The organism is Marinobacter sp. F4216, assembly GCF_019931195.1.
In the GTDB taxonomy this organism is placed as follows: Bacteria; Pseudomonadota; Gammaproteobacteria; order Pseudomonadales; family Oleiphilaceae; genus Marinobacter; species Marinobacter suaedae.
The window spans coordinates 130246-153012 of record NZ_JAIOUO010000002.1; the positions used below are offsets into that span (position 1 = coordinate 130246).

General features: G+C 58.7%; 23 protein-coding genes. 14 read left to right on the forward strand and 9 right to left on the reverse strand.

The genetic code is table 11. The annotated features are described in order from the left end of the window. Nucleotides 1-34: 34 nt before the first annotated feature. The gene (dacB, locus tag K8I84_RS01110; RefSeq protein WP_223792881.1) at nt 35-1606 is read right to left on the reverse strand and encodes a D-alanyl-D-alanine carboxypeptidase/D-alanyl-D-alanine-endopeptidase; all 1572 of its coding nucleotides are present in this window, start codon (nt 1604-1606) and stop codon (nt 35-37) included. A 365-nt stretch (nt 1607-1971) separates the two neighbouring features. On the opposite strand from dacB, the gene K8I84_RS01115 reads away from it, so the two are divergent. Further along, nucleotides 1972-2802, forward strand: a complete 831-nt coding sequence (locus tag K8I84_RS01115; protein ID WP_223792882.1) for an aldo/keto reductase — start codon at nt 1972-1974, stop codon at nt 2800-2802. After that, the gene (locus K8I84_RS01120; protein WP_223792883.1) at nt 2799-3509 is read left to right on the forward strand and encodes a DUF6064 family protein; all 711 of its coding nucleotides are present in this window, start codon (nt 2799-2801) and stop codon (nt 3507-3509) included. The genes K8I84_RS01115 and K8I84_RS01120 overlap by 4 nt, the downstream gene beginning before the upstream one ends. Here K8I84_RS01120 and dkgB read toward each other — a convergent pair. Continuing rightward, nucleotides 3445-4254: a 2,5-didehydrogluconate reductase DkgB gene (gene dkgB / locus K8I84_RS01125; protein ID WP_223792884.1), complete on the reverse strand. Its 810-nt coding sequence runs from the start codon at nt 4252-4254 to the stop codon at nt 3445-3447. The two genes, K8I84_RS01120 and dkgB, sit on opposite strands and share 65 nt — an antisense overlap. Nucleotides 4255-4373: 119 nt before the next feature. Here dkgB and K8I84_RS01130 point away from each other — a divergent pair, with 119 nt between their 5' ends. After that, a complete protein-coding gene (locus K8I84_RS01130; RefSeq protein WP_223792885.1) occupies nt 4374-4787 on the forward strand; it encodes a GFA family protein in 414 nt (137 codons plus the stop codon). A gap of 3 nt (nt 4788-4790) precedes the next feature. On the opposite strand, the gene K8I84_RS01135 is transcribed toward K8I84_RS01130, so the two are convergent. The 3 genes from K8I84_RS01135 to K8I84_RS01145 all read right to left on the reverse strand — a co-directional run bounded on the left by K8I84_RS01135 (nt 4791) and on the right by K8I84_RS01145 (nt 7699). Beyond that, entirely contained in the window at nt 4791-5924 is a 1134-nt protein-coding gene (locus K8I84_RS01135) for a PQQ-dependent sugar dehydrogenase (RefSeq protein ID WP_411722636.1), read from the reverse strand. A gap of 113 nt (nt 5925-6037) precedes the next feature. Further along, a complete protein-coding gene (locus K8I84_RS01140) occupies nt 6038-7162 on the reverse strand; it encodes a PQQ-dependent sugar dehydrogenase (RefSeq protein WP_223792886.1) in 1125 nt (374 codons plus the stop codon). 84 nt (nt 7163-7246) lie between these two features. Continuing rightward, nucleotides 7247-7699, reverse strand: coding sequence for a YaiI/YqxD family protein (locus tag K8I84_RS01145; protein WP_223792887.1), 453 nt, complete (start codon nt 7697-7699; stop codon nt 7247-7249). Nucleotides 7700-7858: 159 nt separating this feature from the next. Between K8I84_RS01145 and K8I84_RS01150 the strand changes: the two genes are divergently transcribed. Then, nucleotides 7859-8431 (forward strand): histidine phosphatase family protein, encoded by a 573-nt coding sequence (locus K8I84_RS01150; protein ID WP_223793707.1) that lies wholly within the window; start codon nt 7859-7861, stop codon nt 8429-8431. A gap of 76 nt (nt 8432-8507) precedes the next feature. Here the strand turns inward: K8I84_RS01150 and K8I84_RS01155 are convergent, their stop codons facing one another. Continuing rightward, a complete protein-coding gene (locus K8I84_RS01155; protein ID WP_223792888.1) occupies nt 8508-9293 on the reverse strand; it encodes a tellurite resistance TerB family protein in 786 nt (261 codons plus the stop codon). 199 nt (nt 9294-9492) lie between these two features. Between K8I84_RS01155 and pdhA the strand changes: the two genes are divergently transcribed. From pdhA to K8I84_RS01180, 5 genes are all read left to right on the forward strand, one after another. Then, entirely contained in the window at nt 9493-10572 is a 1080-nt protein-coding gene (gene pdhA / locus K8I84_RS01160) for a pyruvate dehydrogenase (acetyl-transferring) E1 component subunit alpha (protein ID WP_223792889.1), read from the forward strand. Beyond that, nucleotides 10569-11561, forward strand: a complete 993-nt coding sequence (locus tag K8I84_RS01165; RefSeq protein ID WP_223792890.1) for an alpha-ketoacid dehydrogenase subunit beta — start codon at nt 10569-10571, stop codon at nt 11559-11561. The genes pdhA and K8I84_RS01165 overlap by 4 nt, the downstream gene beginning before the upstream one ends. Beyond that, on the forward strand, nt 11558-12679 hold the full coding sequence (locus tag K8I84_RS01170) for a dihydrolipoamide acetyltransferase family protein (protein ID WP_223792891.1): 1122 nt from the start codon (nt 11558-11560) through the stop codon (nt 12677-12679). The genes K8I84_RS01165 and K8I84_RS01170 overlap by 4 nt, the downstream gene beginning before the upstream one ends. Nucleotides 12680-12798: 119 nt before the next feature. Further along, the gene (locus K8I84_RS01175) at nt 12799-15081 is read left to right on the forward strand and encodes a putative bifunctional diguanylate cyclase/phosphodiesterase (RefSeq protein ID WP_223792892.1); all 2283 of its coding nucleotides are present in this window, start codon (nt 12799-12801) and stop codon (nt 15079-15081) included. An 82-nt stretch (nt 15082-15163) separates the two neighbouring features. Beyond that, on the forward strand, nt 15164-15664 hold the full coding sequence (locus K8I84_RS01180) for a copper chaperone PCu(A)C (protein ID WP_223792893.1): 501 nt from the start codon (nt 15164-15166) through the stop codon (nt 15662-15664). A 55-nt stretch (nt 15665-15719) separates the two neighbouring features. Here K8I84_RS01180 and K8I84_RS01185 read toward each other — a convergent pair whose 3' ends face one another. Further along, entirely contained in the window at nt 15720-16544 is an 825-nt protein-coding gene (locus tag K8I84_RS01185; protein WP_223792894.1) for a hypothetical protein, read from the reverse strand. Nucleotides 16545-16645: 101 nt separating this feature from the next. Here K8I84_RS01185 and K8I84_RS01190 point away from each other — a divergent pair, with 101 nt between their 5' ends. The 3 genes from K8I84_RS01190 (at nt 16646) to K8I84_RS01200 (ending at nt 19690) form a co-directional block, all read left to right on the forward strand. After that, nucleotides 16646-17329, forward strand: coding sequence for a glutathione S-transferase family protein (locus K8I84_RS01190; protein ID WP_223792895.1), 684 nt, complete (start codon nt 16646-16648; stop codon nt 17327-17329). Between the two features lie 433 nt (nt 17330-17762). After that, on the forward strand, nt 17763-18428 hold the full coding sequence (locus K8I84_RS01195; protein ID WP_223792896.1) for a hypothetical protein: 666 nt from the start codon (nt 17763-17765) through the stop codon (nt 18426-18428). 296 nt (nt 18429-18724) lie between these two features. Then, nucleotides 18725-19690 (forward strand): putative zinc-binding metallopeptidase, encoded by a 966-nt coding sequence (locus K8I84_RS01200; protein ID WP_223792897.1) that lies wholly within the window; start codon nt 18725-18727, stop codon nt 19688-19690. Nucleotides 19691-19749: 59 nt separating this feature from the next. Here K8I84_RS01200 and K8I84_RS01205 read toward each other — a convergent pair whose 3' ends face one another. Further along, complete coding sequence (locus K8I84_RS01205; protein WP_223792898.1) at nt 19750-19962, reverse strand: DUF1127 domain-containing protein; 213 nt, start codon at nt 19960-19962, stop codon at nt 19750-19752. Nucleotides 19963-20075: 113 nt separating this feature from the next. Between K8I84_RS01205 and K8I84_RS01210 the strand changes: the two genes are divergently transcribed. After that, entirely contained in the window at nt 20076-20957 is an 882-nt protein-coding gene (locus K8I84_RS01210) for a LysR substrate-binding domain-containing protein (protein WP_223792899.1), read from the forward strand. A gap of 33 nt (nt 20958-20990) precedes the next feature. Here K8I84_RS01210 and K8I84_RS01215 read toward each other — a convergent pair whose 3' ends face one another. Further along, a complete protein-coding gene (locus tag K8I84_RS01215; protein WP_223792900.1) occupies nt 20991-21785 on the reverse strand; it encodes an SDR family NAD(P)-dependent oxidoreductase in 795 nt (264 codons plus the stop codon). 217 nt (nt 21786-22002) lie between these two features. Between K8I84_RS01215 and K8I84_RS01220 the strand changes: the two genes are divergently transcribed. Continuing rightward, a complete protein-coding gene (locus K8I84_RS01220; RefSeq protein WP_223792901.1) occupies nt 22003-22692 on the forward strand; it encodes an aspartate/glutamate racemase family protein in 690 nt (229 codons plus the stop codon). The last annotated feature ends 75 nt before the right edge of the window (nt 22693-22767 follow it).

The window sequence follows — 22767 nt, forward strand, 5'->3', positions numbered from 1 at the left end:
CAAAAACCCCGGCGCTTGCCGGGGTTTTTGTTTGTTACTGAATGGCCCTATTCGAAGAACCGGAATCTGCCTTGGAAAAGGCCGTTCCTGTTGGCGGCCGGTAGTGCAGCGAGTATAGGACCCGGTCAAGTACCGCCTGGCCATTCCAGGCCGGATCGTTGTTGACCATACCGACCACCGCCCAGGTGGTGTTGTGTTCGTCGCGGGTAAAACCGGCGATGGAGCGAACGTTTTGCAGGTAGCCGGTCTTGACGCGTCCGGAACCGTCCATGCCGCTGTTTCTCAGACGGCGCGCCATGGTGCCATCCATTGCGATGATGGGCATCGAGGCGAGCAGGTCCATTGAAAACGGGCTGTCCCAGGCGTGCTGCAGAAGCTGCACACCCTGTCGGGCTGTGATGCGGCCATGGCGGGTGAGGCCGGCGCCGTTATCGATCACCATGCCCTCGGTATCAATGCCCTTGCGTTCCATCCACTCGTAGATGACCCGGATGCCGGCAACCCGGTCATCGGTTTCATCCTCAAGACGGTTCTCGGCGCCAATGGTCAGGAGCAACTGGCGCGCCATGGCATTGTTACTCCACTTGTTGATATCTCGCACCATGGATACCAGATCCGGCGAGGTGGTTTTCATCACCAGTCGAGCGGTTTCCGGGGTTTCTCCGGTCAGGTTTTCACCGGTCATGACGACCCCGACTTCTTCGAGAATCGAGCGAATCAGTGAGGCGCTGTACTGTTCGTGGGGCAACAGGGATAAGTAGCGTGTGGTGCGGCAACCCTGAGGCAGTTCACCCGTGACGCGAATCGTAACCCGGTTGTCCTCATGGAAAATGGGCTGCCATTCGAAGCTCCGGCGGCTGGGGCAGCGGCCTTCTTCGGTTGCGATCACACGGTTATCGATGATGACTTCGTCCAGTGCCGGAGTACTCCAGGCCTGGGTGCCGCGCTCGTCGGCACGCACCTGAAAATGCAGCAGGTTCAGGTTGGCCAGATAGGCAGAGGGTTCCACCAGGAAGGGCGCATGGGGGTTGTCGCCATTGTCCTCGAAGGTGGGGAAGCCGCCATCGACCCGGAAATACTGGCCATCCAGTACCAGGTCCCCGTCAATGCGAGTGATGCCCATGCTGCGAAGTTCACGCAAGGTGCTCCACAGGCGCTCAATGGACAGCTTGGGATCGCCCCCGAACCGCACGTACAGGTTACCTTTGAGCGTGTCGCCAATCATGTCGCCATCGGTCAGGAAGTCCGTATCCCAGCTGTGGGTTGGGCCAAGGATTTCCAGGGCGGCGAAGGTGGTGACCAGCTTCATGATAGAGCCGGGACTCATCAGTGCATCGGCGTTGATGAACTGCTCGATGCCGGGGCCATTCAGGGGAATGGCCGCCACGCTGAGGGCTTTCTCGTCGCGGAGGGACTTCTGTGCGTAGTCACGGACCTTTGAACTCCAGATTTTCCCCGCGGATAGTCCGGAGCTTTCGTTTGTGTCCGCTTTCAGTACAGGGCTGACGGCGAGTGTTAACGCCGTACAAACAGCCAGTGTGGACCGCCTGAAAAAGGATGGCCTTGAAACCGGCCCATTGCCGGCTGCTGTATTTACCCGTCGCATACCCCAAACTACCGTGAAGATTGTTCATCGTTTTGTTGTTCTTCAAACATAGCCCATCTTTTGATCGCGTACTATGCAGAAACGCTATACATGACGTTAAAAAATGGCAGTTAACGCAGGATTTTATTGGGACCTTTGTGACGGCCTGTAAGCTGTCGTTGAAAATGTGACGAGGCGCTTGTTCGGGTAAACGAAAATGTGGGGTCTGGAACTGAGCGACGTGGGCTTTGTCTTTACCCGAACACGAACCATAAGGGAGAAGAGCAGTGGCATTAACCCGAAGACAATTTGTGCTGGGAACTGCTTTATCTGGTATGGCGATAGTCAGCCGTCCTCTTCTGGCTAACCCTTCGGGGACTGAAACTGTGTCAGCCATCGCCAGGGGGATTCCGTCAACCGGCGAAACCATCCCTGCAATTGGCATGGGAACCTGGATTACCTTCAATGTGGGCAGTGATCCTTACCTGATCGATCAGCGAACCCGGGTGCTGGAAACCTTCCTGACAGCCGGTGGCACGGTGGTGGATTGCTCGCCCATGTATGGGTCTTCGGCAAACGTGGTTGGCGCAGCGCTTGAAAATCTGCAGGCTCATGATCGAGTCTTCTCGGCGTCCAAGGTCTGGACATCGGATCAGTCTGCAACCCGGGAACAAACCCGCTCCTCCCTTGGAAAATGGGGGGTGGCGCGCTTCGACCTCCAGCAGATCCACAACCTGGTGGGCTGGCAGGGCCACCTCGAGACGCTCAGGGAAATGAAAGCCAGCGGTGAGATTCGTTACATCGGCATCACCACCTCCCATGGCCGGCGCCACCGGGATCTTGCCCGAATTATGGAAACCGAAGAACTGGACTTCGTTCAGCTGACCTACAACGTTCTGGACCGGGAGGCCGAGGAGCGGTTGCTGCCCATTGCACAGGACCGAGGAATTGCCGTGCTGGTCAATCGTCCGTTCCAGGGCGGGCAGCTGTTCCGGCGCTTCGAGGCGAAGCCTCTGCCAGACGTCGCAGCGGAGGCGGGCGTCAGCACCTGGGCCGAGCTGTTCCTGAAGTATGTCATCTCTCATCCCGCCGTCACCTGCGCCATTCCTGCAACCTCGAAAGTCGACCATATGCAGGAAAACATGGCGGCCCTGTATGGCAACCTGCCCAATGCCTCCCAGCGACAGGAACTGGTGGCCTACGTGAGGTCCCTGTGAGGACGGACGTCTGGACGACCTACTCCCTCCAGGATCTGTTGATGTTCGGTCCGGAGGTTTACCTGCGCTTGTGCGTGCGCCTGAATCAGGACTTCTGGCCCTGGCAGTTGCCGGTTGTGGTACTGGGGTTGCTGGTCCCGGTGTTGCTCGGAAGGCCGGAGGCCAGTCTGCGCCGTTTGGCGTGGCTGGCGATTGCCAGTGCCTGGGTGTTGAGTGGGGCAGGGTTTCTGCTCACGTACTACAGCGAGATCAACTGGCCTGCCGCCGGTTTGGGCTGGGCATTTGTGGTGCAGGGGGTGTTGCTGGCAGGGCTGGGGTTGCGGTCGGTGAGTCGGCCGCTTAATCCTCAGGGGCGCCGCTTTCAGCTCGTCTGGTGGCTGACGGTCATTCTGCTTCCCTGGGTTACGGTGCTGGAATCCGGCACTGTTCAGGCCCTGGCGGTGTTCGGGCTGGCCCCGGGCGTGACTGTCGCTGCCACCAATCTTGTGCCCGGCGCTCTGTCCGGGCGACAGGGCTGGTTGCTCGTACCCATTCCGCTGCTATGGCTGACTTTCAGCGCAGCCACCTTTTGGACCTTGCAGGTTTACTGGCTGCTGGTTTTGCCCGTCGTCGGGCTGGTAATGCTGGTCATCGGGTACTGGCTCAGTCCCAGTCCGGCGCAAAGCCTGGATCGGCAATCCGCTCACCACGATCCAGCTCATCGATAGCCTGTATTTCCTCTTCGCTCAGTTTGATGTCGAGCGCTTCGATGTTCGCGCTCTGGTGAGACGGACGCGTTGAGGAGGGGATGGGCACAACACCACGGGAGGCAACCCAGGCAATGGCAATGTGGGCGGGTGTGACGTTGCGTTCCCGCGCAAGGCGCAGCAGGGTTTCGTCCTCCATCACCTTGCCCACGGCAAGGGGCATATAGCCGGTGACCGTCAGCCCCAGCGACTGGGCGTGCTCCACAACCTTGCGGTTGGCCAGAAATGGATGCACCTCGACCTGATTGGTGAGCAGGGTGCCCTGGCCAAGAATATCCACCGCCTGGTCCATCTGGGCGCAGGTAAAGTTGGAGACGCCGATGTGTTCGGTCAGCCCTTCGCGCTGGGCGTCACGCAGCGCACCCAGGTATTCTTCCATGGGCACTTCGTCATCTGGGGAGGGCCAGTGGATCAGGGTCAGGTCCACGTGGTCGGTTTTCAGTCGGGTAAGGCTGTCATGCAGGCTGTTTATCAGGTCGCTGGCATGGAGCTGGTCGAACCAGATCTTGGTCGTGACAAAGACCTCGCGGCGCGGAATGCCACTGGACGTGATGCCATCTCCCACCTCGGCTTCGTTTTCATACATCTGGGCGGTGTCGATGTGCCGGTAGCCCAGTGACAGGGCGCTTTTCACCGCTTCCCGGGCATCATTGCCCTTGAGACGGAATGTGCCCATGCCGATTCGGGGGATTGAGCTGAATGACATACGTTCCTCCTGCTCGGTGCCTGTATGTTAGATAGAGCCTGTCGGCTGGTTCTTCAAGTAACCGGCGGGTATCATCCCCGCTACCCGACTCTTCCGAACTTACAGCCTGAGTGAAAGCTATGTATACAGGTCAATGTCTGTGTGGTGACGTTACGTTCGAATACGATGGTCCGATTGGTCCGATTACCCTTTGTCACTGCAGCCAGTGCCGCCGGGCCCACGGCAGTGCGTTTTCCGCCAGCGTGCCGGTCCAGCGTGTTCGCTTTCGTTTTCTGGACGGTGAGTCGCTGGTCACCGAGTTCGAATCACGGCCGGGCAAATACCGGGCCTTCTGCAGCCATTGCGGCAGCCATCTCTACAGCCGGGTAGACGCCATTCCGGGCATCCTGCGCCTGTTGGCTGGCGTCATCAACGAGCCGCTTGGCAAAGGCGCATCCCGCCACGAGTTTGTCGGCTCTAAAGCCGACTGGCATGAGATCACCGACGACCTGCCCCAGTTCGAGAAAACCGAAAGGACCAACGACCCGCACTGACGATCAGGGGGCGGGCACAATCCGGTAAACCTTGCCGTCCGAGTCATCGGTCAGTAGCCACAGGGCACCGTCCGGCCCCATCCGCACATCCCGGATCCGGTCGCCCTGGTCGGCCAGCAAATCCTCTTCTTCCTCTACTTGCCCGTTCCTGATCCTCAGCCGGACCAGCTTCTGCAGCTTCAGGGCGCCGACAAACAGGTCCCCCTGCCATTCCGGAAACAGGGAGCCGCTGTAAAAGGCCATGCCCGAGGGTGCAATGGACGGGTCCCAGTAGTGTAGGGGCTGGGCCATGCCGGTCTTTTCCGTGTAGGGGGTAATCTGGGCGCCGGAATAGGCGATGCCGTAGGTGATTTCTGGCCAGCCGTAGTTGGTACCCGGGCGAAGAATATTGATTTCATCGCCGCCCCTGGGGCCGTGCTCGTGGGTCCAGATCTCCCCGGTATCCGGATGGACCGTCATGCCCTGAATATTGCGATTGCCCCAGGTGAACAGGGTGTCGCGGATATTGTCGTCCTGCAGGCCTGGATTACCGGGCGCCGGCTCACCCGAAACGGTGATTCGATGCACCCCTCCCGCATCGTCGCCGGTATCCTGCGCCCGGGGGCGGTTGCCGCGATCACCCACTGACACGTGCAGAAAACCATCTGCATCAAAGGCCATGCGGCCGGCGAAGTGGCGGCTGGTGCCGGAGCGGGGCAGGGCTTCGAAGATCACCGTCACGTTTTCCAGTTGATCGTTGCTCCAGGTTGCCCGGGCAACCCGGGTGGTCATGCCGTCGTCATTTCTGTGGGCATAGCTCAGGAACAGGGTCTGGTTATCGGCAAACTCGGGATGAAGCGCGATATCCAGAAGGCCGCCCTGGCCGGTCACCACATGGTCGGGCACGCCCCGGACCGGTTCTGACATCAGTTCACCGTTGCGAATGATGCGAAGCCGCCCGGCCCGCTCGGTCACCAGCATGGAGCCATCAGGCAAAAAGGCCAGGCTCCAGGGGTGTTCGAGCCCCTGAACAACGGTCTTGAGTTGAAAGTCTGTTTTATCGGACGAAAAGAGCTCGCGTTCGGCGCTGCATCCGGAACTGAAAAGGCCAGCGACAACCAGGCTGGCAGCGACGGTCAGGTGTCTGAGTGACGGCACGAGACTCTCCGGGGATCCAGTCACGTGATCCATGGCTTGAGTGTGCCCTCAGCATAGCACTGCCTCGCACGAATCGCAGGACGGCCACAGGGTAGTGCAGCGCTTGCTGGCGCTCACTCATAGGTGGGGGCGAGCCGGTACACCATGCCCTTTTTGGAGTCGGTGAGAATCCACAGGGCACCCTCCGGGCCCATGCGGACATCCCGGATGCGCTGGCCCAGGTCGGTCAGCAGGTCTTCTGCCTCAATCACCACGCCATTGAGAATACGCAGCCGCACCAGTCGTCTCATCTTCAGTGCGCCGATGAACAGGTCACCCCGCCAGCCCGGAAACAAGGTGCCGGTGTAGAACGCCATGCCGGACGGGGCAATGGACGGATTCCAGTAATACAGTGGCTGGGCCATGCCTTCCCTGTGGGTGTAGGGCGTGATGAGCTCGCCGGAATCCGCAATTCCGTAGCTAATCTCGGGCCAGCCATAGTTTGTGCCGCCGCGCAGGATATTGAGTTCGTCCCCACCCTGGGGACCGTGCTCGTGGGTCCATACCTCACCGGTGCTCGGGTGCACGGTCATGCCTTGGGGGTTCCGCTGGCCCCAGGTAAACAAGGTGTCGTTTATGGCGTTGTTCCCCAGGCCGGGATTGCCCGGTGCGGGTTCCCCATCCTGAGTAATGCGGTGGACCCCTCCGGCGTCATCAGCAGTATCCTGGGCCTGGTCCCTCTCCAGTCGGTCTCCCACGGAAACGTAGATAAAGCCTTCGGCGTCCATCACCAGCCGACCGGCAAAGTGGTTGCTGGAGCTATAGCGGGGCAGAGCCTCGAATATGACCCCGGTATCCTGAAGATGACCATCAACGAACCGGCTGCGGACGACGCGGGTGGTCATGCCCTCACTGTTCTGGTGGGCATAGCTCAGGAACAGGGTCTGGTTATCGGCAAAGTCGGGATGAAGCAGAAGATCAAGCAGGCCGCCTTCTGCACTGGCGACCAGTTCTGGCGTTCCTTCTATGGGGATCGGGTCCAGTTCTCCGTTGCGGATGATTCTCAGACGACCGGCTCTTTCGGTGACCAGCATCGAGCCATCCGGCAGGAAGGCTAGGCTCCATGGATTGGAAAGCCCGGAAGCCACCTCTTCCAGTTTGAATTCGGCCCGTTGTGACGAGAAGGTTTGGGCTAAGGTTAGTTCACCAGTGCCAAGGATCAGAGTGCCCAGGATCAGTATGTGTTTGAGTACCGGCAAGACAACCCCTTGGCAGCGAAGTTTGGAGTAAGAACAATGACTTCAGCATAGCAGCAGCGGGGCCATGCGGTTGCCGTGTCCCGGTCAGCGCTTGTGGTTGCGCTGCAGCCACCGGTCGAGCTTGTCCGCAAACTCTTTCCTGTCTTGCTTGCTGAACGGTGGCGGCCCACCGGTGACCTGGCCAGCGTTTCGCATTTCTTCCATGAAGTTGCGCATGGCCAATCGCTGACGAATGTTCTCCTTGGTGAAGGCCTGGCCTCGCGGATTGAATACGTCCGCGCCTTTTTCAATGGCCTCGGCGGCGAGGGGGATGTCCTGGGTAATCACCAGATCGCCGGACCTGAGCTGATCAACGATCTCATTGTCCGCAACATCAAAGCCCTGGGGTACCTGTCGCCGATGAATAAAAGGACTGGGCGGAAGGTTGATCGCGTGATTGGCGATGAAGGTGGTCTGAATCTGCCAGCGCTCCGCAGCCCGGCACAGAATCTCGCGAATGGGCACAGGGCAGGCGTCGGCGTCGACCCAGATTGGCATGGTGGTTTCCTTTTAATGAGTTTTGAGACTGAAGTTTACCCGCGGTTGGTGTGAGCCCGATAGATCCATTGGGCGTATCGCGTAGGAACGTCGCTTGAAAGGGACGGGGGTACTCCAGATCTTTCGCGCCACACGCCTATCGAAGAGGAGGAGGGAGTGATGATAGTCCGGCTGGCGATTTCAGTAATGTCGTTCCTGCTGATCAGTGTGTCGGCGATTGCCGACGGGTCCGATGAGGCGGCCTGGACTGCGCTGCGTAATGGCGAAGCGGTTCTGATGTTGCGACACGCCCTGGCGCCCGGAACGGGCGATCCCGCCAACTTTCAACTCGGTGACTGCAGTACGCAGCGGAATCTGAACGACGAGGGGCGGGCTCAGGCGCGATCATGGAAGCCCTTCCTGGCAGAGCACGGTATCGAGGATGTGCGTTTGTATTCCAGCCAGTGGTGTCGTTGCATGGATACGGCCACCGAGATGGCCATGGGCGAGGTGACGCCCCTGCCACCGATTAACTCGTTCTTCCGAAACCGCTCCGAGGGGCCCGGGCAAACCCGGGAAACCATTAAGGCAGTCAATGCCATGCCCGAAGGCGCTCCCATTGTGCTGGTGTCTCATCAAGTGAATATCACCGGCCTGACCGGCGTCTATCCGGCCTCAAACGAAGGGGTGATCCTTGCCTTGCCCCTGTCCGAGCCTGCCCGTGTGTTGGCCCGGGTGTCACCCGACGGGTAGCCGGTGAGAGCGGGACTAGCTTGTCTGCCCGGAAGGCAGGGGATGTTACGCCCCTGCCCGAAAACCTGAATCTGCGTCAGGCCGCCAATGCCTGAACTTGACGTTCCAGCTCCTGGGCCATCGCCGGCTCGAGTTCGAGCGCAGAGCCGAGCTGATTGAGCCAGGCCCGTTCCAGGTCATTCTGGTCATCGATCATGGCTGCGCTGACCAGATAAATTTCCCGCTTGGCCTGTGGTGAATCGGCTTTACTGGCCAGTTCCCGGGCATCCAAGGGTGCTTTCAATTGTTGCTGAACCCAATTCTGAAGTTCCGGGTCAGCCCCCAGTTTCTCGATTTCCTGCACCAGCATCGTCTGTTCGTTCTCGTCGATGTGGCCGTCTGCGCGGGCCGCCAGAATCATCGCCTGCAGTATCTCCAGCCCTCGCTGCTCCTGCTGGCTGCCGTGAAGTTGCTCGATCGGTTGACCCTGGTCGCCCCCCATGGAAGAGGGGCCCAAAGAGGCTCCTAGAGAAGACGTGGCACTCCCGGCACTACCGTGGCTTTGGGGCTGGCCCTGGGTCTGAGCCTGATAGTTCTGATAAGCCTTCCAGGCCAGTGCGCCAATGCCGGCCAGCGCACCGTATTTCATCGCCTTGCCACCCATTTTTCGCCCCCGGCTGGAGCCCAGCAACATACCCAGCAGCCCGCCGCCAAGCATACTCTTCAAGTCGACACCGCTGCTGCCTGCTCCGCCTCGCATCTGGTTGCCGAGATCCTGCATCATGCCACCGAGGTCTACCCCGCCTCCGGTTCTGCCTCTGCCTTGCGGAGACGCTCCCTGAGCCTGCTTCATAATTTCGTTGAGAATCGATGTGACGTTCATTACTCAGCTCCTGTAACGGATTCTGTAAGGATTCGCCCCACGCCGTGTTATCAACCAGTTTGGCGGTCGTTGCACAAACCGCAGATATCCTTGTTCCTGACCTGGGGCAGTTAGTTCCTTTGCTCATTCACTGGGCATCGACTAAGTATTAGACAGAAAGGCCGTTGGCGCTTTTCAATAGCTGTAGCAGGAGGGAGGAATGCGGAAAAGCCAGGAATTTCATGTAGATAGCACCCGCTATCTGGATGAGTTGGGCAAGCCTCTCGACGACTTGCCTGCCCAGGCCAGCGATATTGAGCGCGTTGTCAGCGCTTATCGCAACATGGTGCTTACCCGCACCTTTGACGCCAAGGCCATTGCGCTTCAGCGCACTGGAAAGTGTGGAACCTATCCCTCGGTTCTCGGACACGAGGTTATCGGTACAGCCATCGGCCAGAGCCTCGCCCCCTCCGACGTATTCGTCCCTTACTACCGGGATCAGGCCGCCCATATTCTGCGAGGGGTTTCGCTGTGCGAACTGTTGCTTTACTGGGGCGGTGATGAACGCGGCAGTGCCTGGAAGCATTGCCCGGAGGATTTGCCCATCGCCGTGCCGATTGCCACCCAGTGCTGTCATGCGGTGGGCGTGGCGTCGGCCATCAGGATTCGTGATGAGGCACGGGCGGTTGTCTGTTGTGTGGGTGATGGCGGAACCTCGAAAGGGGATTTTCTGGAAAGCATCAACCTGGCCGGCGCGTGGCATTTGCCCGTGGTGTTTGTGGTTATCAATAATCAGTGGGCCATATCCACCCCCCGGAGTGTTCAGAGCGGCGCTGACACCCTGGCCCAGAAAGCCATCGGCGTCGGCTTACCGGGCCACATCGTTGATGGTAACGACTATTTCGCCACCATCGAGGCCCTGGACACAGCCCTGGAGCGCGCCCGCGGCGGAAAGGGTGGGAGCATCATTGAAGCGGTCACCTACCGGCTTGGTGACCACACCACCGCCGATGACGCCACCCGTTATCGCACCGCCGAGGCGCTGAAAAAGGCCTGGGAAGCAGATGGCATCAAGCGACTTCAGAACTATCTGCATCAGAACGGCTTGTGGGATGCCAACAAAGAACAGGCGTTGCAGGCAGAGTGCAAATCGACCGTCGATGCAGCGGTTGAAGCTTATCTTGCCACCGAGCCAGAATCACCCACCGCCATGCTGGACTACCTCTTCGAGAGCGTGCCGGCATCCTTGCAGCAGCAACGGGAGCGGCTGGCGGGGAAGAGTGACGGAGGTGAGTCATGAGCAGCCCGGAGGTTCGCGATGTCACTCTCGTCGAAGCGGTGAATATGGCGTTGGCCTGGGAAATGGGACACGACGAATCCGTGATCGTACTGGGGGAGGATGTGGCCACGAACGGCGGCGTGTTCCGGGCCACGGTCGGGCTTCGGGATCGATTCGGCTACAAACGGGTTTTGGATACCCCGCTGGCCGAAACCCTGATCGCCGGCACCGCCATCGGCATGGCGACCCAGGGCCTGAAGCCGGTGGCCGAATTCCAGTTCATGGGATTCATCTACGCGGGTATGGAGCAGATCATCAGCCACGCGGCGCGCATGCGAAATCGCACCCGCGGCCGGCTGCATTGCCCTATTGTTTACCGGGCGCCGTTTGGCGGCGGCATTCATGCTCCCGAGCACCATTCCGAAAGTACCGAAGCGTTGTTCGCCCATATTCCGGGGCTGCGTGTGGTCGTGCCCAGTTCGCCCCAGCGGGCCTATGGTTTGCTCCTCGCGGCAATCCGCAACCCGGATCCGGTGGTGTTCCTGGAACCCAAGCGTATTTACCGGGCAGTCACCCACAGCGTTGCCAATAACGGGGAAGCCCTGCCACTGGACACGTGTTTTACCCTGCGGGAAGGGGACGATGTCACGCTCGTGACCTGGGGGGCTTGCGTGATGGAAACCCTGCAGGCTGCAGATTTGCTGGCCGAGCAGGGGGTGTCGGCCGAGGTGATCGACGTGGCGACCGTCAGCCCGCTGGACCGGGAAACCCTGCTGTGTTCCGTGGCCAAGACCGGTCGTGTTGTCATCGTGCACGAGGCGTGTCGAAGTGGTGGCGTCGGGGCGGAAATCGCCGCCTCCATCGCCGAAGGCGCTTTTCTCGATTTGCAGGCGCCGGTGGTTCGGGTGACCGGTTATGACACCATCATGCCCTACTATCGGAACGAGCAGGCCTACCTCCCCAAAGTGACAGACATTGTTGAGGCTGTGGAACAGGTGATTGCGCTATGAAGAACTTCAAACTGCCGGATCTGGGGGAAGGCCTGCCGGAAGCCGAAATTGTCGAGTGGCACGTGAAGGTCGGCGACACGGTTGAGGTGGATCAGGTGCTGGTGTCAGTGGAAACGGCCAAGGCCATCGTGGAAGTGCCGTCGCCCGAGGCGGGCACCATTGCCAAGCTGTATGGTGAGCCGGGGGATATCATCCACACCGGCGAACCGCTGCTGGCGTTTGAAGGCGAAGGCAGTGACACCGGGACGGTGGTCGGCGAACTGAAATCGTCGGGTAAGGATGCAGATGGCGAGGCGCACCAGGACCAGTTCATTGTTGGCGCGGCCGCATCCAGCAAGCGTGCCCGTGCCAATCGGGCAACCCCTGGGGTGCGCGCGTTGGCGGAGCGTCTGGGCGTGAGCCTGGAAACCATCAGGGGCAGTGGCCCTGGCGGACTGATCACCAACGACGATGTGCATCGGCAGGCCAGCCACCAGAAGCAACTGGGTGAAGCTGAAATGCTGCGGGGGCCACGCCGGACCATGGCCAAGAACATGGCACTGTCCCACGTCCAGGTGGTGCCGGTTTCGATCTACGAAGATGCTGACATTGGCGACTGGAAAGCCGGCACGGACATCACCATGCGCCTGGTGCAGGCCATTGCGGCGGCCTGTGACAGAGTGCCCGCACTCAATGCCTGGTTCGATGGTGACAATCTCAGCCGGCGACTTCTCAATGAGGTCCATGTGGGCATCGCGGTCGATACGCCGGAGGGACTGTTCGTGCCGGTATTGAGGGATGTGAACCACCGCAGCCAGAAGGACCTGCGCCAGGGGCTGGAAAACCTGCGCGAAGCCGTCGCGACCCGGAAGATCCCGCCCCGGGAAATGCAGGGTGCCACCATCACTCTGTCCAATTTCGGCACCATGACCGGCCAATACGCCAATCCCATTGTTACCCCTCCGCAGGTTGCCATCATCGGGGCTGGCACAATCCGCGAGAAAGTGGTGCCCTGGCAAGGTGCACCCTCCATCCGTCGGATATTGCCCCTGTCACTGACTTTCGACCATCGCGCTGCCACCGGGGGTGAGGCGTCACGCTTCCTCGGTGGCCTGGTTGATGCACTTTCCAAATCCTGACGTAACCTTGGCAAGGTATTAATTCGGGGCAATCCGGCAGAGGGTAGGGTCGGTTAGGCCTATAATCAGACCATTGTTCTGCCTGTCTGATGACGTCGGTAAGGGCCCGGGGAGTGAGCGTGGCAATACCCAAACGTAATATCTGGAAACTGTTCTGGCTGGTTTACGCGGTTGCTTTCGTATTCCTGCTGGTCGTCTTGTTTACCTCCTGGAAAAACACCGTCTCACACTTCGAAGACCACCACGAATCCCGTGCAGAGCTTTACGCTCAGGCCGTTGACAGCATCTTTACCACCCAGGAAATGGCTCTGGACGTCATCGGCCGGGAGTTACTCCGGCAGGGCGAGCTGGAGCGAGCCCCCCATACCATGCCACTCCTGGACAGCATCGTTGCCTCAAGCCGTTCACTGGTGGGGCTCGGGCTGGCAAGAGCCGACGGCGAACTGGTGTCGTTAAGTTCCAATCTCGAACCTGAGAAGATGCCAAACCTGCTGGCCAATGAGAGCACTCGGGACGACTTCGAGCGTGCATTGGACGAAACAAAGATGGTGCTGGGCAGAACCTACTTCGTCGAGTCGCTGCAAGAGTGGGTGATTCCGGTTCGCAAGGCATTGCGCAATCGCGAGGGAGAAGTGCTGGCGGTGATGACAGGAGGCGTCCGTATTGACGGCGACAACGGAATTTTCCGGAGCGTTCTCCATGACAACGATGAGGACAGCGTCATGCTCTTCCGGGAACGGGATGGTTACCTTCAGTACATGTCGCGGGCGGGGATCGGCCCGGAGGTCTATTCCACCATTCGCCGAACCGAGCAGGAAATGCAGGCCGACATAGAGATGCTCGTCGAGAAGTCGGGAAAGCCGATTGAGGAAATTCGCGCCAGTGAAGATGCCGTGGTCTATTACTCGAGACGAGAGAGTGGTCGCTTTATCGGCGCTGCGGTCTGGCACCCCAGATACGAGATGTGGGTGATTTCTGAATCCGAATCCCGCAGCGTACTCAATGATTTCTTCAATAAGCTCATGATTCATCTCACGCTGTTTATCTGCCTGACAGGGCTTTTGTACTACCTGTTCGGTTTGATAGACCGGATCGAGAGGAAACGGATTGAGGCGCTGTTCCGAAGCTCGCGCCGTGATGACCTGACCGGCCTGGAAAACCGGATGGGATTACTGGATTCGGCTCAGAAGTATGTTGATGAACGGGCACCCTTCAGCCTGGTGGTGGTGGATGTCGATAATTTCCGAGGCATAAACGATCGATTTGGGCAGGAGTACGGCGATTCGGTACTGGTCGAGCTGGCCCGCTGCCTGAGCATTGCCGCAGGGAAGGACTGCACTGTCACTCGCCTGGGCGGCGATGAATTTGCGGTTGTGACCGAACTGACTCGCTCTGGCGATCTGGACGCCTTCTGCAAGAGACTGCTGTCGGAAACCTCGCGTCTCATGGTCGAGGGGGCGCTGGAGATTCAGCTGGGCGCCAGTGTGGGCGCCGCCACCTTCCCCGAGCATGGAGGGTCGTTCGACATCGTCCTTCGAAACGCCCATCTGGCTCTGTATCGGGCCAAGAAGAACCGGAACGATATCTGCCTGTTCAGGCCCGATATCGAAACCGGTTATCTGCGTCGGGTGCACATTGAACAGCGTTTGCGGGGGGCTCTGGAGCGGAGTGAGATCGTTATGGCGTACCAGCCGCAGTTCGATGCAGAGGGCAACGTGGTGGCAGTGGAGGCTCTGGCACGCTGGCGCGATGAAGAGCTTGGGCAGGTGCCCCCCAGCGAGTTTGTGGAAGTCGCGGAATCGTCGGGCCTGATGGTTCAGCTGGGGACTCATGTGCTGGATCGAAGTCTGCGGGAGTTCAGTGAATTGCGTCGTGCCATCCCATCAAGCTGCGAGCTGGCGGTGAATATCTCGGTGCTCCAGTTTATGCAGCCAGGATTCGCGGACACGGTTCTGGACAGACTCAGAGCCCACCAGGTGGCGCCCTCTGACCTCACTCTTGAGATCACCGAATCCCTGTTCATGTCGCGTCGAAGCCAGATACTGCCCGTGCTGAACCGGCTTCGGGCTCTGGGTATCCGGTTGGCTATGGATGATTTTGGCACCGGGTACTCCTCGCTGAGCATGCTGAGGGCGTTACCCATCGACGAGTTGAAAGTGGACAAAAGCTTTGTTGATCACATCAACGATGATATCAAGGCCTGCAATATGGTCGAGAGTATCGTCGCCATTGCCAAGTCCCACAGCATGGATCTGGTGGCCGAGGGTGTGGAGCAGAAATCACAAGCCGACACCCTGATTGGAATGGGGTATGGCCGGCTACAGGGGTATTACTACAGCCAGGCCGTGAGCATGGATGAGGTTCGCGAACTGCTCACCACTGAATCGGAACCGCAGGAGTGATCGGGCATAGGGAAAGTAGGATACTTTTCATGCACTTGGTATAGTCTCTGGCCAAAACCGTTAAACAAAGGAATTGGTGCCAGTGATCGTCTCCCGCTTTGCGTCAGCAGTCATGATGTTACTTGCTTCCCTTTCGTACGCCCACGATTACCGCAACGACACCGTATCCATCGATCACCCATGGAGCCGGCCAACACCGCCAGGCACCCCGGTTGGCGTGGGGTATCTCGACATCACCAACCATGGTTCGACCAACATCATCCTGACAGGCGCCAAAACCCCACGCGCGGGCCGGGTGTCCATTCATCAGTCGTTGATGAGCGAGGGGATGATGCGGATGCAGCCAGTGAGTGACGGCCTGGTGATCCCTGCGGGTGGCACGGTGGAACTCAAACCCCACGGTTATCACTTGATGCTGGAGCAGTTGAGCGGACCCCTGATGGAGGGTGAACGTATCCCTGCGACCTTACTCTTCGACGGGGCCGAGGATATGGCTGTTGAGCTGGCCGTTGAGACCCTCGATGACGCGTCCGCAGGCTCCATGGGAAACATGGATAAGACCATGGACCACTCGATGCACTGAGGCCCGAACGGCGCTGGGTGTTCCCCGGTGGCATGAGCGACGCCTTTGCCCGGTTTCACCGAGGGCGGATGGTGAGTGATATCAACGCGTCTTTACAGCTGGATGCTCCATCACCACGGGTCTCCATAACCCCTGTTGGTCCATCGGACATGATCAGGCCGCCATACAGGAAGCCTGCTTCATCGCTGTTGCTGACGTAGCCAAAGGTTGAGGTGCCGCTGGGCGCGCCGAAACGACGTTGGCTCACAGCGTCGTCAAACGACTGGGACAGCAGAAGCATGTCTCCCTTGCGGCCGTCGACCGGCGGAAAAGCACTGCGAGGGTCGTTGTCGCAGCCTCTGTGGGACCAGTCCCGGACCGGGTCGCGGGTGTCCGCGCCACGAAGCGCGGTCAGGATGGCCCAGCCCGGTTGGCCGTCGGACCAGGCGCCCAGATGGAAGGTGTAGGAATCAGGCTCGTCGGGACTCACCTCGCGGGTCAGGACCACCTGGGCCAGGTCATCGCCATAGTATGAGTTTTCGAACCGGTTGCAGAAGGAGCCACTGATGTCCGTGCAGTCGGGGACCGTCAGACAGTCGTAGCCGTTGTTTTCCTTGTAGCATTCGCCAGCCCGTTGCCACCCATCGACGTGGAACGGCAGAACGTCGTCCGTCCGGTGCAGAAACAGCACCAACAGGTCGCCTTCTTTGCTGCCAGACGGGCGGCGGATGCGCATGTTCTGACCATCACTGTCCCACACCTGGGTAGTGCCGACATGGGAAATGCCTCCGTTGGAAAAGGTACTTTCGGCGATGGCTGGCCTGGCCATGGTGGCGGAGAGCAAAAAGGCCACCATCAGGGGACCGGCACGCAGGCGCAATCGGTTTTCAGGGGTTAGCATGGGACCATTCTGTGAGTCGTCTGTTTGTGAATCAAGGGTAGCTGTTGGCGGGCGTCCGGGCCTATGATTGCAAACCATCCAACAAGGGAAGGATCTCCTTAATGTACACCCTGCACATCGGAAACAAGAATTACTCGTCCTGGTCGTTGCGCCCCTGGCTGGTGTTGAAAGCGTTGGATATCCCCTTTGAAGAGGTAATGCACCGGTTTGGCTTTCCTGAGGACTGGGAAGACTACCGCCGCGCTAACCCGCCCGGGCTTGTGCCATGCCTGCACGACGGCGAATTGCCGGTCTGGGACTCTCAGGCGATTGTTGAATATCTGGCGGAACAGCATGAAGGCGTCTGGCCCGCCGATAAGACCGCAAGAGCCTGGGCACGATGCGCAACCGCGGAAATGCACTCGGGTTTTTCAGTGCTCCGGAACTTCTGCAGCATGAGTTGCGGCCAGAGAGTTGAGCTGAATGAGGTCACTCCGGCGTTGGCAAAAGACATCAAAAGGGTCGATGCACTCTGGCAGGAAGGGCTCTCCCGGTTTGGCGGCCCGTTTCTGGCGGGAGCCGAGTTCTCCGCCGTGGATGCGTTCTACGCCCCTGTCGTTTTTCGATTCCAGACCTACGGTATTGCTCTGAGTGATAGCGCGGCTGCTTACGTAGAACGGATGCTGAAGTACCCTCCGATGGTGGACTGGTATGAGGACGCGCTGAAAGAAAGCTTCCGGGACGATGCCCATGAAATCGAGATTCGGGAGTTTGGGCGGATTACCGATGACTTTCGTCAGGAATAGGCTTTATTCCGATTCGGGATTTTTTTTAAAGGTGGATTCAGTTGGTGAGCGCAACACCCTATCGTAGAGCCAGGCGATAGAGGCGACCAAGAAACAACGAACACCGATTCATTGGCGAAGCCTTCGGCGGCCAACCCGTGGCCAGCGCGTTTTGCCAGTTCCTGGACCCGTTCAATAGTGAACACCTTGCCTGTGATGCAGCCCTGCAAAGCCTGAGCCGGTTCCGATATCCAGAACCTTTCCCCCGCCCTTCATCCTCAGGTTCAGGGGGCTTACCGCCCGTTACAAAGCAGTAACTTTTTTACAACGGTGCCCTTTTGATTATGTGACTAGGTTTTAGACACCGGCGATGACAGATACAACCACCGGATACCAAAAACAAGAAACGGATAACGGGGTGAAGGACCGGTAAGCCCGTTGCCGAGGAGGAAAAATGTCAACATCCGTGAACCATCTGGACGAACGCACGCAGGATTCCGAGGACGCGCTTGAGGAGATCATGCCTGCAGCCATTACTCTGGCCATGATGCTTCGCCACCGGAAAATGGCCGCCTGGCTGCGCAACGAATTTGGCGGCTACCAGGACCCCGCTTCCGCACCAACGTACCGCCGGCAACTGCACGGGCACATCGTTGCCAAATCGCCCCAGTATGACTGGATTCCCGCACCGGTAGACGATCAGCAAAAGAAAGAGTTCGGATACGTGGACCTGCTCGAAGGGGTAAAAGCCCTGGAGAAGATCTGTCTGAACTGCAAGAAGGGCAACGGTAACCGGGTGCTGCTGGAAAAGGACGACATGGCCCTGCTGCAGAAGCAGATCAACCTGACGGCTGAACTGGCCATCAACCTGAGCCGCGAGGTCTACTCCCAGCTGCTGCGAACCGTCCGGGCCGCGATCTATCTCTGGACCCAGGAGCTCATGGCGGAAGGAATTGCCGGCGAACACAACCACTACAGCCCGGACGAGCGAGCCCAAGTATCCCACCTGGATGAGCCCGAAAAGTTCTGGAAGCGTGCCATGGAAGAGCTTGACAGTTTGCCGATCCCTGATGTGCGCGAGGTCGGTTTCTTCGAAAGGGTGTTCGGGCGCGCCGGCTGAACGCCCGGCGCCATGCTTACCAATGGCGCTGACAACTCTGATAGTGCTGACTAGTAACTTTACCGTTCCCAATAGGCGGAAAACACCGGGGTTGCCGCTTGGAGAATGAGATCATGGGCGTAGAGCGACCGCAGTTGGCACTGGTGAGTCGCCTCAGAGTTGTCTGCATCCGGCCCATCAGATTCCCGAAACCTGAGTAAGCCAAAGCCGGGCTGGCACTAAGGTGTATTTCAACTAAGTTTGAAGCACCGGTTGTATTCTTCAATCCATAGCCCGACCTCCTTGGAGTTTCCCCGATGCGCGTTTTTGCCAATCCGGTAGGTGCCGGTTCGCTTTGGTTCGACAACCTGGCCACAGCGGATGGCACGCAGGTGGCTTACGATCCACAGGCGAGAGCCTTTGTTCCGACGCCGCCGTTTTGTGCCAACCGGGAAAAAATTGGTTGTAACTGGATAGCCCCGAAAGCGGGTGCGTTTTGTCGATCCTGTGCCATGACTGGCCTGGCACCGGACCCATCCATCGACAACGCCATACCGAACTGGGCACAGACAGAAGCGGCCAAACGCTGGGTTCTCGATAACCTTGGGCGCTGGCACTGGTTTCGACCGGAAGATCCCGGAACCCGGCCTCTGTTCCACATGCTTGCCGAAGGTCCTACTCCGGTTTCGATGGGGCACGTGCAAGGCGTCGTTACCATCAGTGTGGCCGAAGTCGATCCGGTTCTGCTGGCAACCCGCCGTGAAGCGCTTCAGGAACCTTATCGCACCATGATTGGCCATATGCGTCATGAGATTGCCCACATGCTCTGGTGGCGACTGAGCCTCCGGCAGGACTTTCTAGATGCCTTTCGTGAGCAGTTTGGTGATGAACGCATTGATTATCAGGCATCGTTAAGTGCCCATTACCAAAACGGCCCACCGGCGGACTGGAAACAGTATTATCTGACCAGTTACGCCACGGCACACCCGCACGAGGACTGGGCGGAAACCGCGGCGCATCTGCTGCATCTGACCGACATTGCTGACAGCTTCGTGGCCACGGGGTTGTCATCCAAAGAGATACCAGGCTCCGGGTGGGACCCGTATTCGGAGCCTGATTCAGAACGCCTGATCCACACGGCGGCCTCGCTTACCGTGGGGGTGAATCACGTGAATCGCTCCATGGGGTTGTCGGATCTCTATCCCTTCGTGCTTTCGAATCGTGCACGTCAGAAACTGGCTTTTGTGCACGGCTGGTTGCGGCGTGGAGCGTTGGGGCTTTAACCACAGGGGGCATCCAGCCCCTTCCCATTGGGGGTGATCGTTCACGCATTGCCGCGTCTTCACTCCTTCCAGAAGGGCTTTTGGGCCTCTCGTTCGGCATCGGCTCTGGATACGCCGATGTCCTTCAGCATATGGTCCGGGAGGCGGGCCAGTTGAGTGCGAGTTCGCCAATTCATATGCCAGCGGGCGACTCGGCGAATCAGGCTCTCTCTTCCGTGTGTTTGACGGTGTCCGTAATCGGATGATGGGACGGAAGTGCATAAGGTTGACATCGTTTTTTCTCCCCGGCTGTGAAGGTGAGGTTTATTATTTCTTTCCCGGTTTATCTCAACAAACGGGTTGTGTTTTGGGATAATTCACCTGAACTTAACCATGGGTTTTCTGTATGCAGGCGCTTCCACCTCTCAGGGCACTTCAGGCATTTCGCTACGCGGCCAGGGATCTGAGCTTTAAAGCGGCCGCAGAGGCATTGAATATTTCCAATGCGGCGGTGAGTTCACACATTCGTGGGCTGGAGGAGTTCCTGGGGTTCAAGCTGTTCGTAAGACTGACGCGAGAGGTGAAACTGACACCCGAGGGAAGTCGACTGTCCGGGTTTATTGAAACGGGGTTTCAGGAGATAGAGCGGGGCATTGCGATATTCGCGCCGAATTCAGATCCTGCGAATTTGAAAGTATCGACCCTGCCGTCGTTTGCCAGCCGGTGGCTGATGCCGAGAATCAGCCGGTTCCAGGAAAAGTACCCTCACTTGAAGCTCAGTGTCATGCCCGGCTTCAGTCTGGTCGACTTTCAGGGTGATGGTGTCGATCTGGCGATTCGTTTTGGCAAGGGTAACTACCCCGGGCTGGAAGCGCGGTTTTTCATGGAAGAAACCCTCGTGGTTGTGTGTCACCAATCGCTGATCGGAGACCGAACACCCGACAAGTCCGAGCTCGCGGCTATGCCGTGGTTGGTGGATGATTCGATCGACATGCAGGGCTCCTGGATCAAGTTTCAGGAAGCATTTGGCGTCGAGATTCCGGACACTTTGGTACGGCTTTCTGTGAATGAAGCCTCGACGCAGGTGGAAGCCGTTCTCGCTGGTCGAGGCTTGTCGCTGATCCGTCTCAGTCTGGTGGCGGATATGCTCGAGTCCGGACTTTTGATTCGTCCTGTCGATTTCTCCATGCCCGCCGAATATCACTATTACCTCGTCGCCCCGGAGGCGAAATTCCGGACAGAAAAAGTGAGGACGTTTGTGTCCTGGCTGTCGTCTGAAATCGCTTGAGGCCGCCCAGTCAGGAGCCTCACCGGTTCGGCCTCAGAGAATCGTTTTCACCAGTCCACCTTCAGCCCGAATGCTTGAGCCATTCACGGCCGCACTCAGCGGCGAGGCGATGAAGGCCACCACATCGGCGATTTCCTGCGGTTTGATGAACCGTTGCAGCAGCGAATCGGGCTCGGTCTCACTGAAGAACTCGGCGACAAATTCCGCTTCGGATTTGTTCTGGCCCGCGGCACTTTCCTTAAGCCAGTTCTCCACGCCGTCGGTCAGCGTCGGACCCGGCAGTACGGAGTTCACGGTCACGTTGTTGCCAGAGCCCTTGGTGAGATTGGCCAGGCCACGCCCGATAACCAATTGTGCGCCTTTGGTCATGGAGTAATGAATCATGCTCTCGAGCCCCCGTGCCCCGGCTTCGCTGGCGATGTTGATGATGCGCCCGAAGCTACGGTTCAGCATGGCAGGAAAATAGTGCCGGCACAGCCGGACGGTGGTCATCACGTTGGCGTCGAAAAACTGTTGCCAGGCCCGGTCGTCAATGTCGGCGAAGGGGGTTGGGCTGAAAATCCCGACGTTATTGATGAGGATGTCGAGATCGCCAATGGCATCGATTTCCGCACAGATCCGCTCCGACTGCCCGGGATCGGACAGATTCCCGCTGACGCCGCTCACCTGGCCTTTCGCTGAAAGTTCTTTAACCAGGTCGGTCAGGTCGTGCCGGCCGTTGATGATGACATGTGCGCCTTCGGCCAGCATGGTCTCGGCAATGGCCCTGCCAATGCCTTTGGTTGAACCACTGATGAAGACAAGCTTATCGCCTAATTGAAGATCCATGGGTGCCTCGAAGGATGGGGGAGAATGGCTGAAGAGGCTCCGACCACGTACTGGAGACCGATGAGGTTGTAGATGCATCGCAGGGCAGTATAGTTCCGAACGAAAGCGCAGGGAGGAAGATCGGGCAGGAGCTCCGATTTCAGCCGGTGGGAAGGGGCCGTTGCCTTTCTTTTTCGGTCTTGCGATCTTAGCCTGGTAACCGGAGACAGGAGGCTTTATGAAAATCATCGGGCTGATCGGTGGCATGAGCTGGGAGAGCACGGCCAGCTACTATCGAGAACTCAATGAGGGAGTAAAGGCTGCTCTGGGTGGTCTTCATTCGGCGAACATCCTCCTGCAGAGCCTGGACTTCGCGCCGCTGGAAGCCATGCAGAGCAAAGGCGACTGGGAAGGTATTGCCAAAGAGCTCAGTCAGGCTGCCGCGACTTTGGAGCAGGGTGGCGCGGACTTTATCCTGATCGGCACCAACACCATGCACCGGGTCTACGAGGACGTCGAACAGTCCGTGGGTATACCTTTGTTGCACATCGCCGATGCTACTGCGGAGGTACTTTTGGCCGATGGTGTCCAACGTGTCGGATTGCTGGGAACGGCCTTCACCATGGAACAGTCGTTTTACAAGGGGCGCCTCTCCAAAAAGTTCGGTCTTGAGGTACTCACCCCGCAGCCGGCGGATCGGCAGCGCGTCCACGACATCATTTACCAGGAACTTTGCCAGGGCAAGATTCGGGATGAATCCCGCCGTGAATACCTGAGGATCATGGGAGATCTGGTCGAGGCAGGCGCGGAAGCCGTCATTCTCGGGTGCACGGAAATCGGTTTGCTTGTTAAGCCGGAAGATACCAACATTCGGCTCTACGATACGGCAAAAATTCATTCCGCCAAGGCGGTGGAAAGGGCACTCTGAGCTCGAAAAAAGTCACCTCAGGCCCGGTTTTTCATACAACGTCATTTTCTGCCGGTTCGATGTACACTGCCGGTT

What these genes read in the sequence shown, in the direction of transcription:
- K8I84_RS01220 (WP_223792901.1), top strand. Translation starts at nt 22,003, where the DNA reads ATGAAAATCATCGGGCTGATCGGTGGCATGAGCTGGGAGAGCACGGCC.
- pdhA (WP_223792889.1), top strand. Translation starts at nt 9,493, where the DNA reads ATGCGGAAAAGCCAGGAATTTCATGTAGATAGCACCCGCTATCTGGAT.
- dacB (WP_223792881.1), bottom strand. Translation starts at nt 1,606, where the DNA reads ATGCGACGGGTAAATACAGCAGCCGGCAATGGGCCGGTTTCAAGGCCA.
- K8I84_RS01200 (WP_223792897.1), top strand. Translation starts at nt 18,725, where the DNA reads ATGCGCGTTTTTGCCAATCCGGTAGGTGCCGGTTCGCTTTGGTTCGAC.
- K8I84_RS01165 (WP_223792890.1), top strand. Translation starts at nt 10,569, where the DNA reads ATGAGCAGCCCGGAGGTTCGCGATGTCACTCTCGTCGAAGCGGTGAAT.
- K8I84_RS01130 (WP_223792885.1), top strand. Translation starts at nt 4,374, where the DNA reads ATGTATACAGGTCAATGTCTGTGTGGTGACGTTACGTTCGAATACGAT.
- K8I84_RS01150 (WP_223793707.1), top strand. Translation starts at nt 7,859, where the DNA reads ATGATAGTCCGGCTGGCGATTTCAGTAATGTCGTTCCTGCTGATCAGT.
- K8I84_RS01215 (WP_223792900.1), bottom strand. Translation starts at nt 21,785, where the DNA reads ATGGATCTTCAATTAGGCGATAAGCTTGTCTTCATCAGTGGTTCAACC.
- K8I84_RS01155 (WP_223792888.1), bottom strand. Translation starts at nt 9,293, where the DNA reads ATGAACGTCACATCGATTCTCAACGAAATTATGAAGCAGGCTCAGGGA.
- K8I84_RS01145 (WP_223792887.1), bottom strand. Translation starts at nt 7,699, where the DNA reads ATGCCAATCTGGGTCGACGCCGACGCCTGCCCTGTGCCCATTCGCGAG.
- K8I84_RS01185 (WP_223792894.1), bottom strand. Translation starts at nt 16,544, where the DNA reads ATGCTAACCCCTGAAAACCGATTGCGCCTGCGTGCCGGTCCCCTGATG.
- K8I84_RS01205 (WP_223792898.1), bottom strand. Translation starts at nt 19,962, where the DNA reads ATGTCAACCTTATGCACTTCCGTCCCATCATCCGATTACGGACACCGT.
- K8I84_RS01210 (WP_223792899.1), top strand. Translation starts at nt 20,076, where the DNA reads ATGCAGGCGCTTCCACCTCTCAGGGCACTTCAGGCATTTCGCTACGCG.
- K8I84_RS01195 (WP_223792896.1), top strand. Translation starts at nt 17,763, where the DNA reads ATGTCAACATCCGTGAACCATCTGGACGAACGCACGCAGGATTCCGAG.
- K8I84_RS01170 (WP_223792891.1), top strand. Translation starts at nt 11,558, where the DNA reads ATGAAGAACTTCAAACTGCCGGATCTGGGGGAAGGCCTGCCGGAAGCC.
- dkgB (WP_223792884.1), bottom strand. Translation starts at nt 4,254, where the DNA reads ATGTCATTCAGCTCAATCCCCCGAATCGGCATGGGCACATTCCGTCTC.
- K8I84_RS01190 (WP_223792895.1), top strand. Translation starts at nt 16,646, where the DNA reads ATGTACACCCTGCACATCGGAAACAAGAATTACTCGTCCTGGTCGTTG.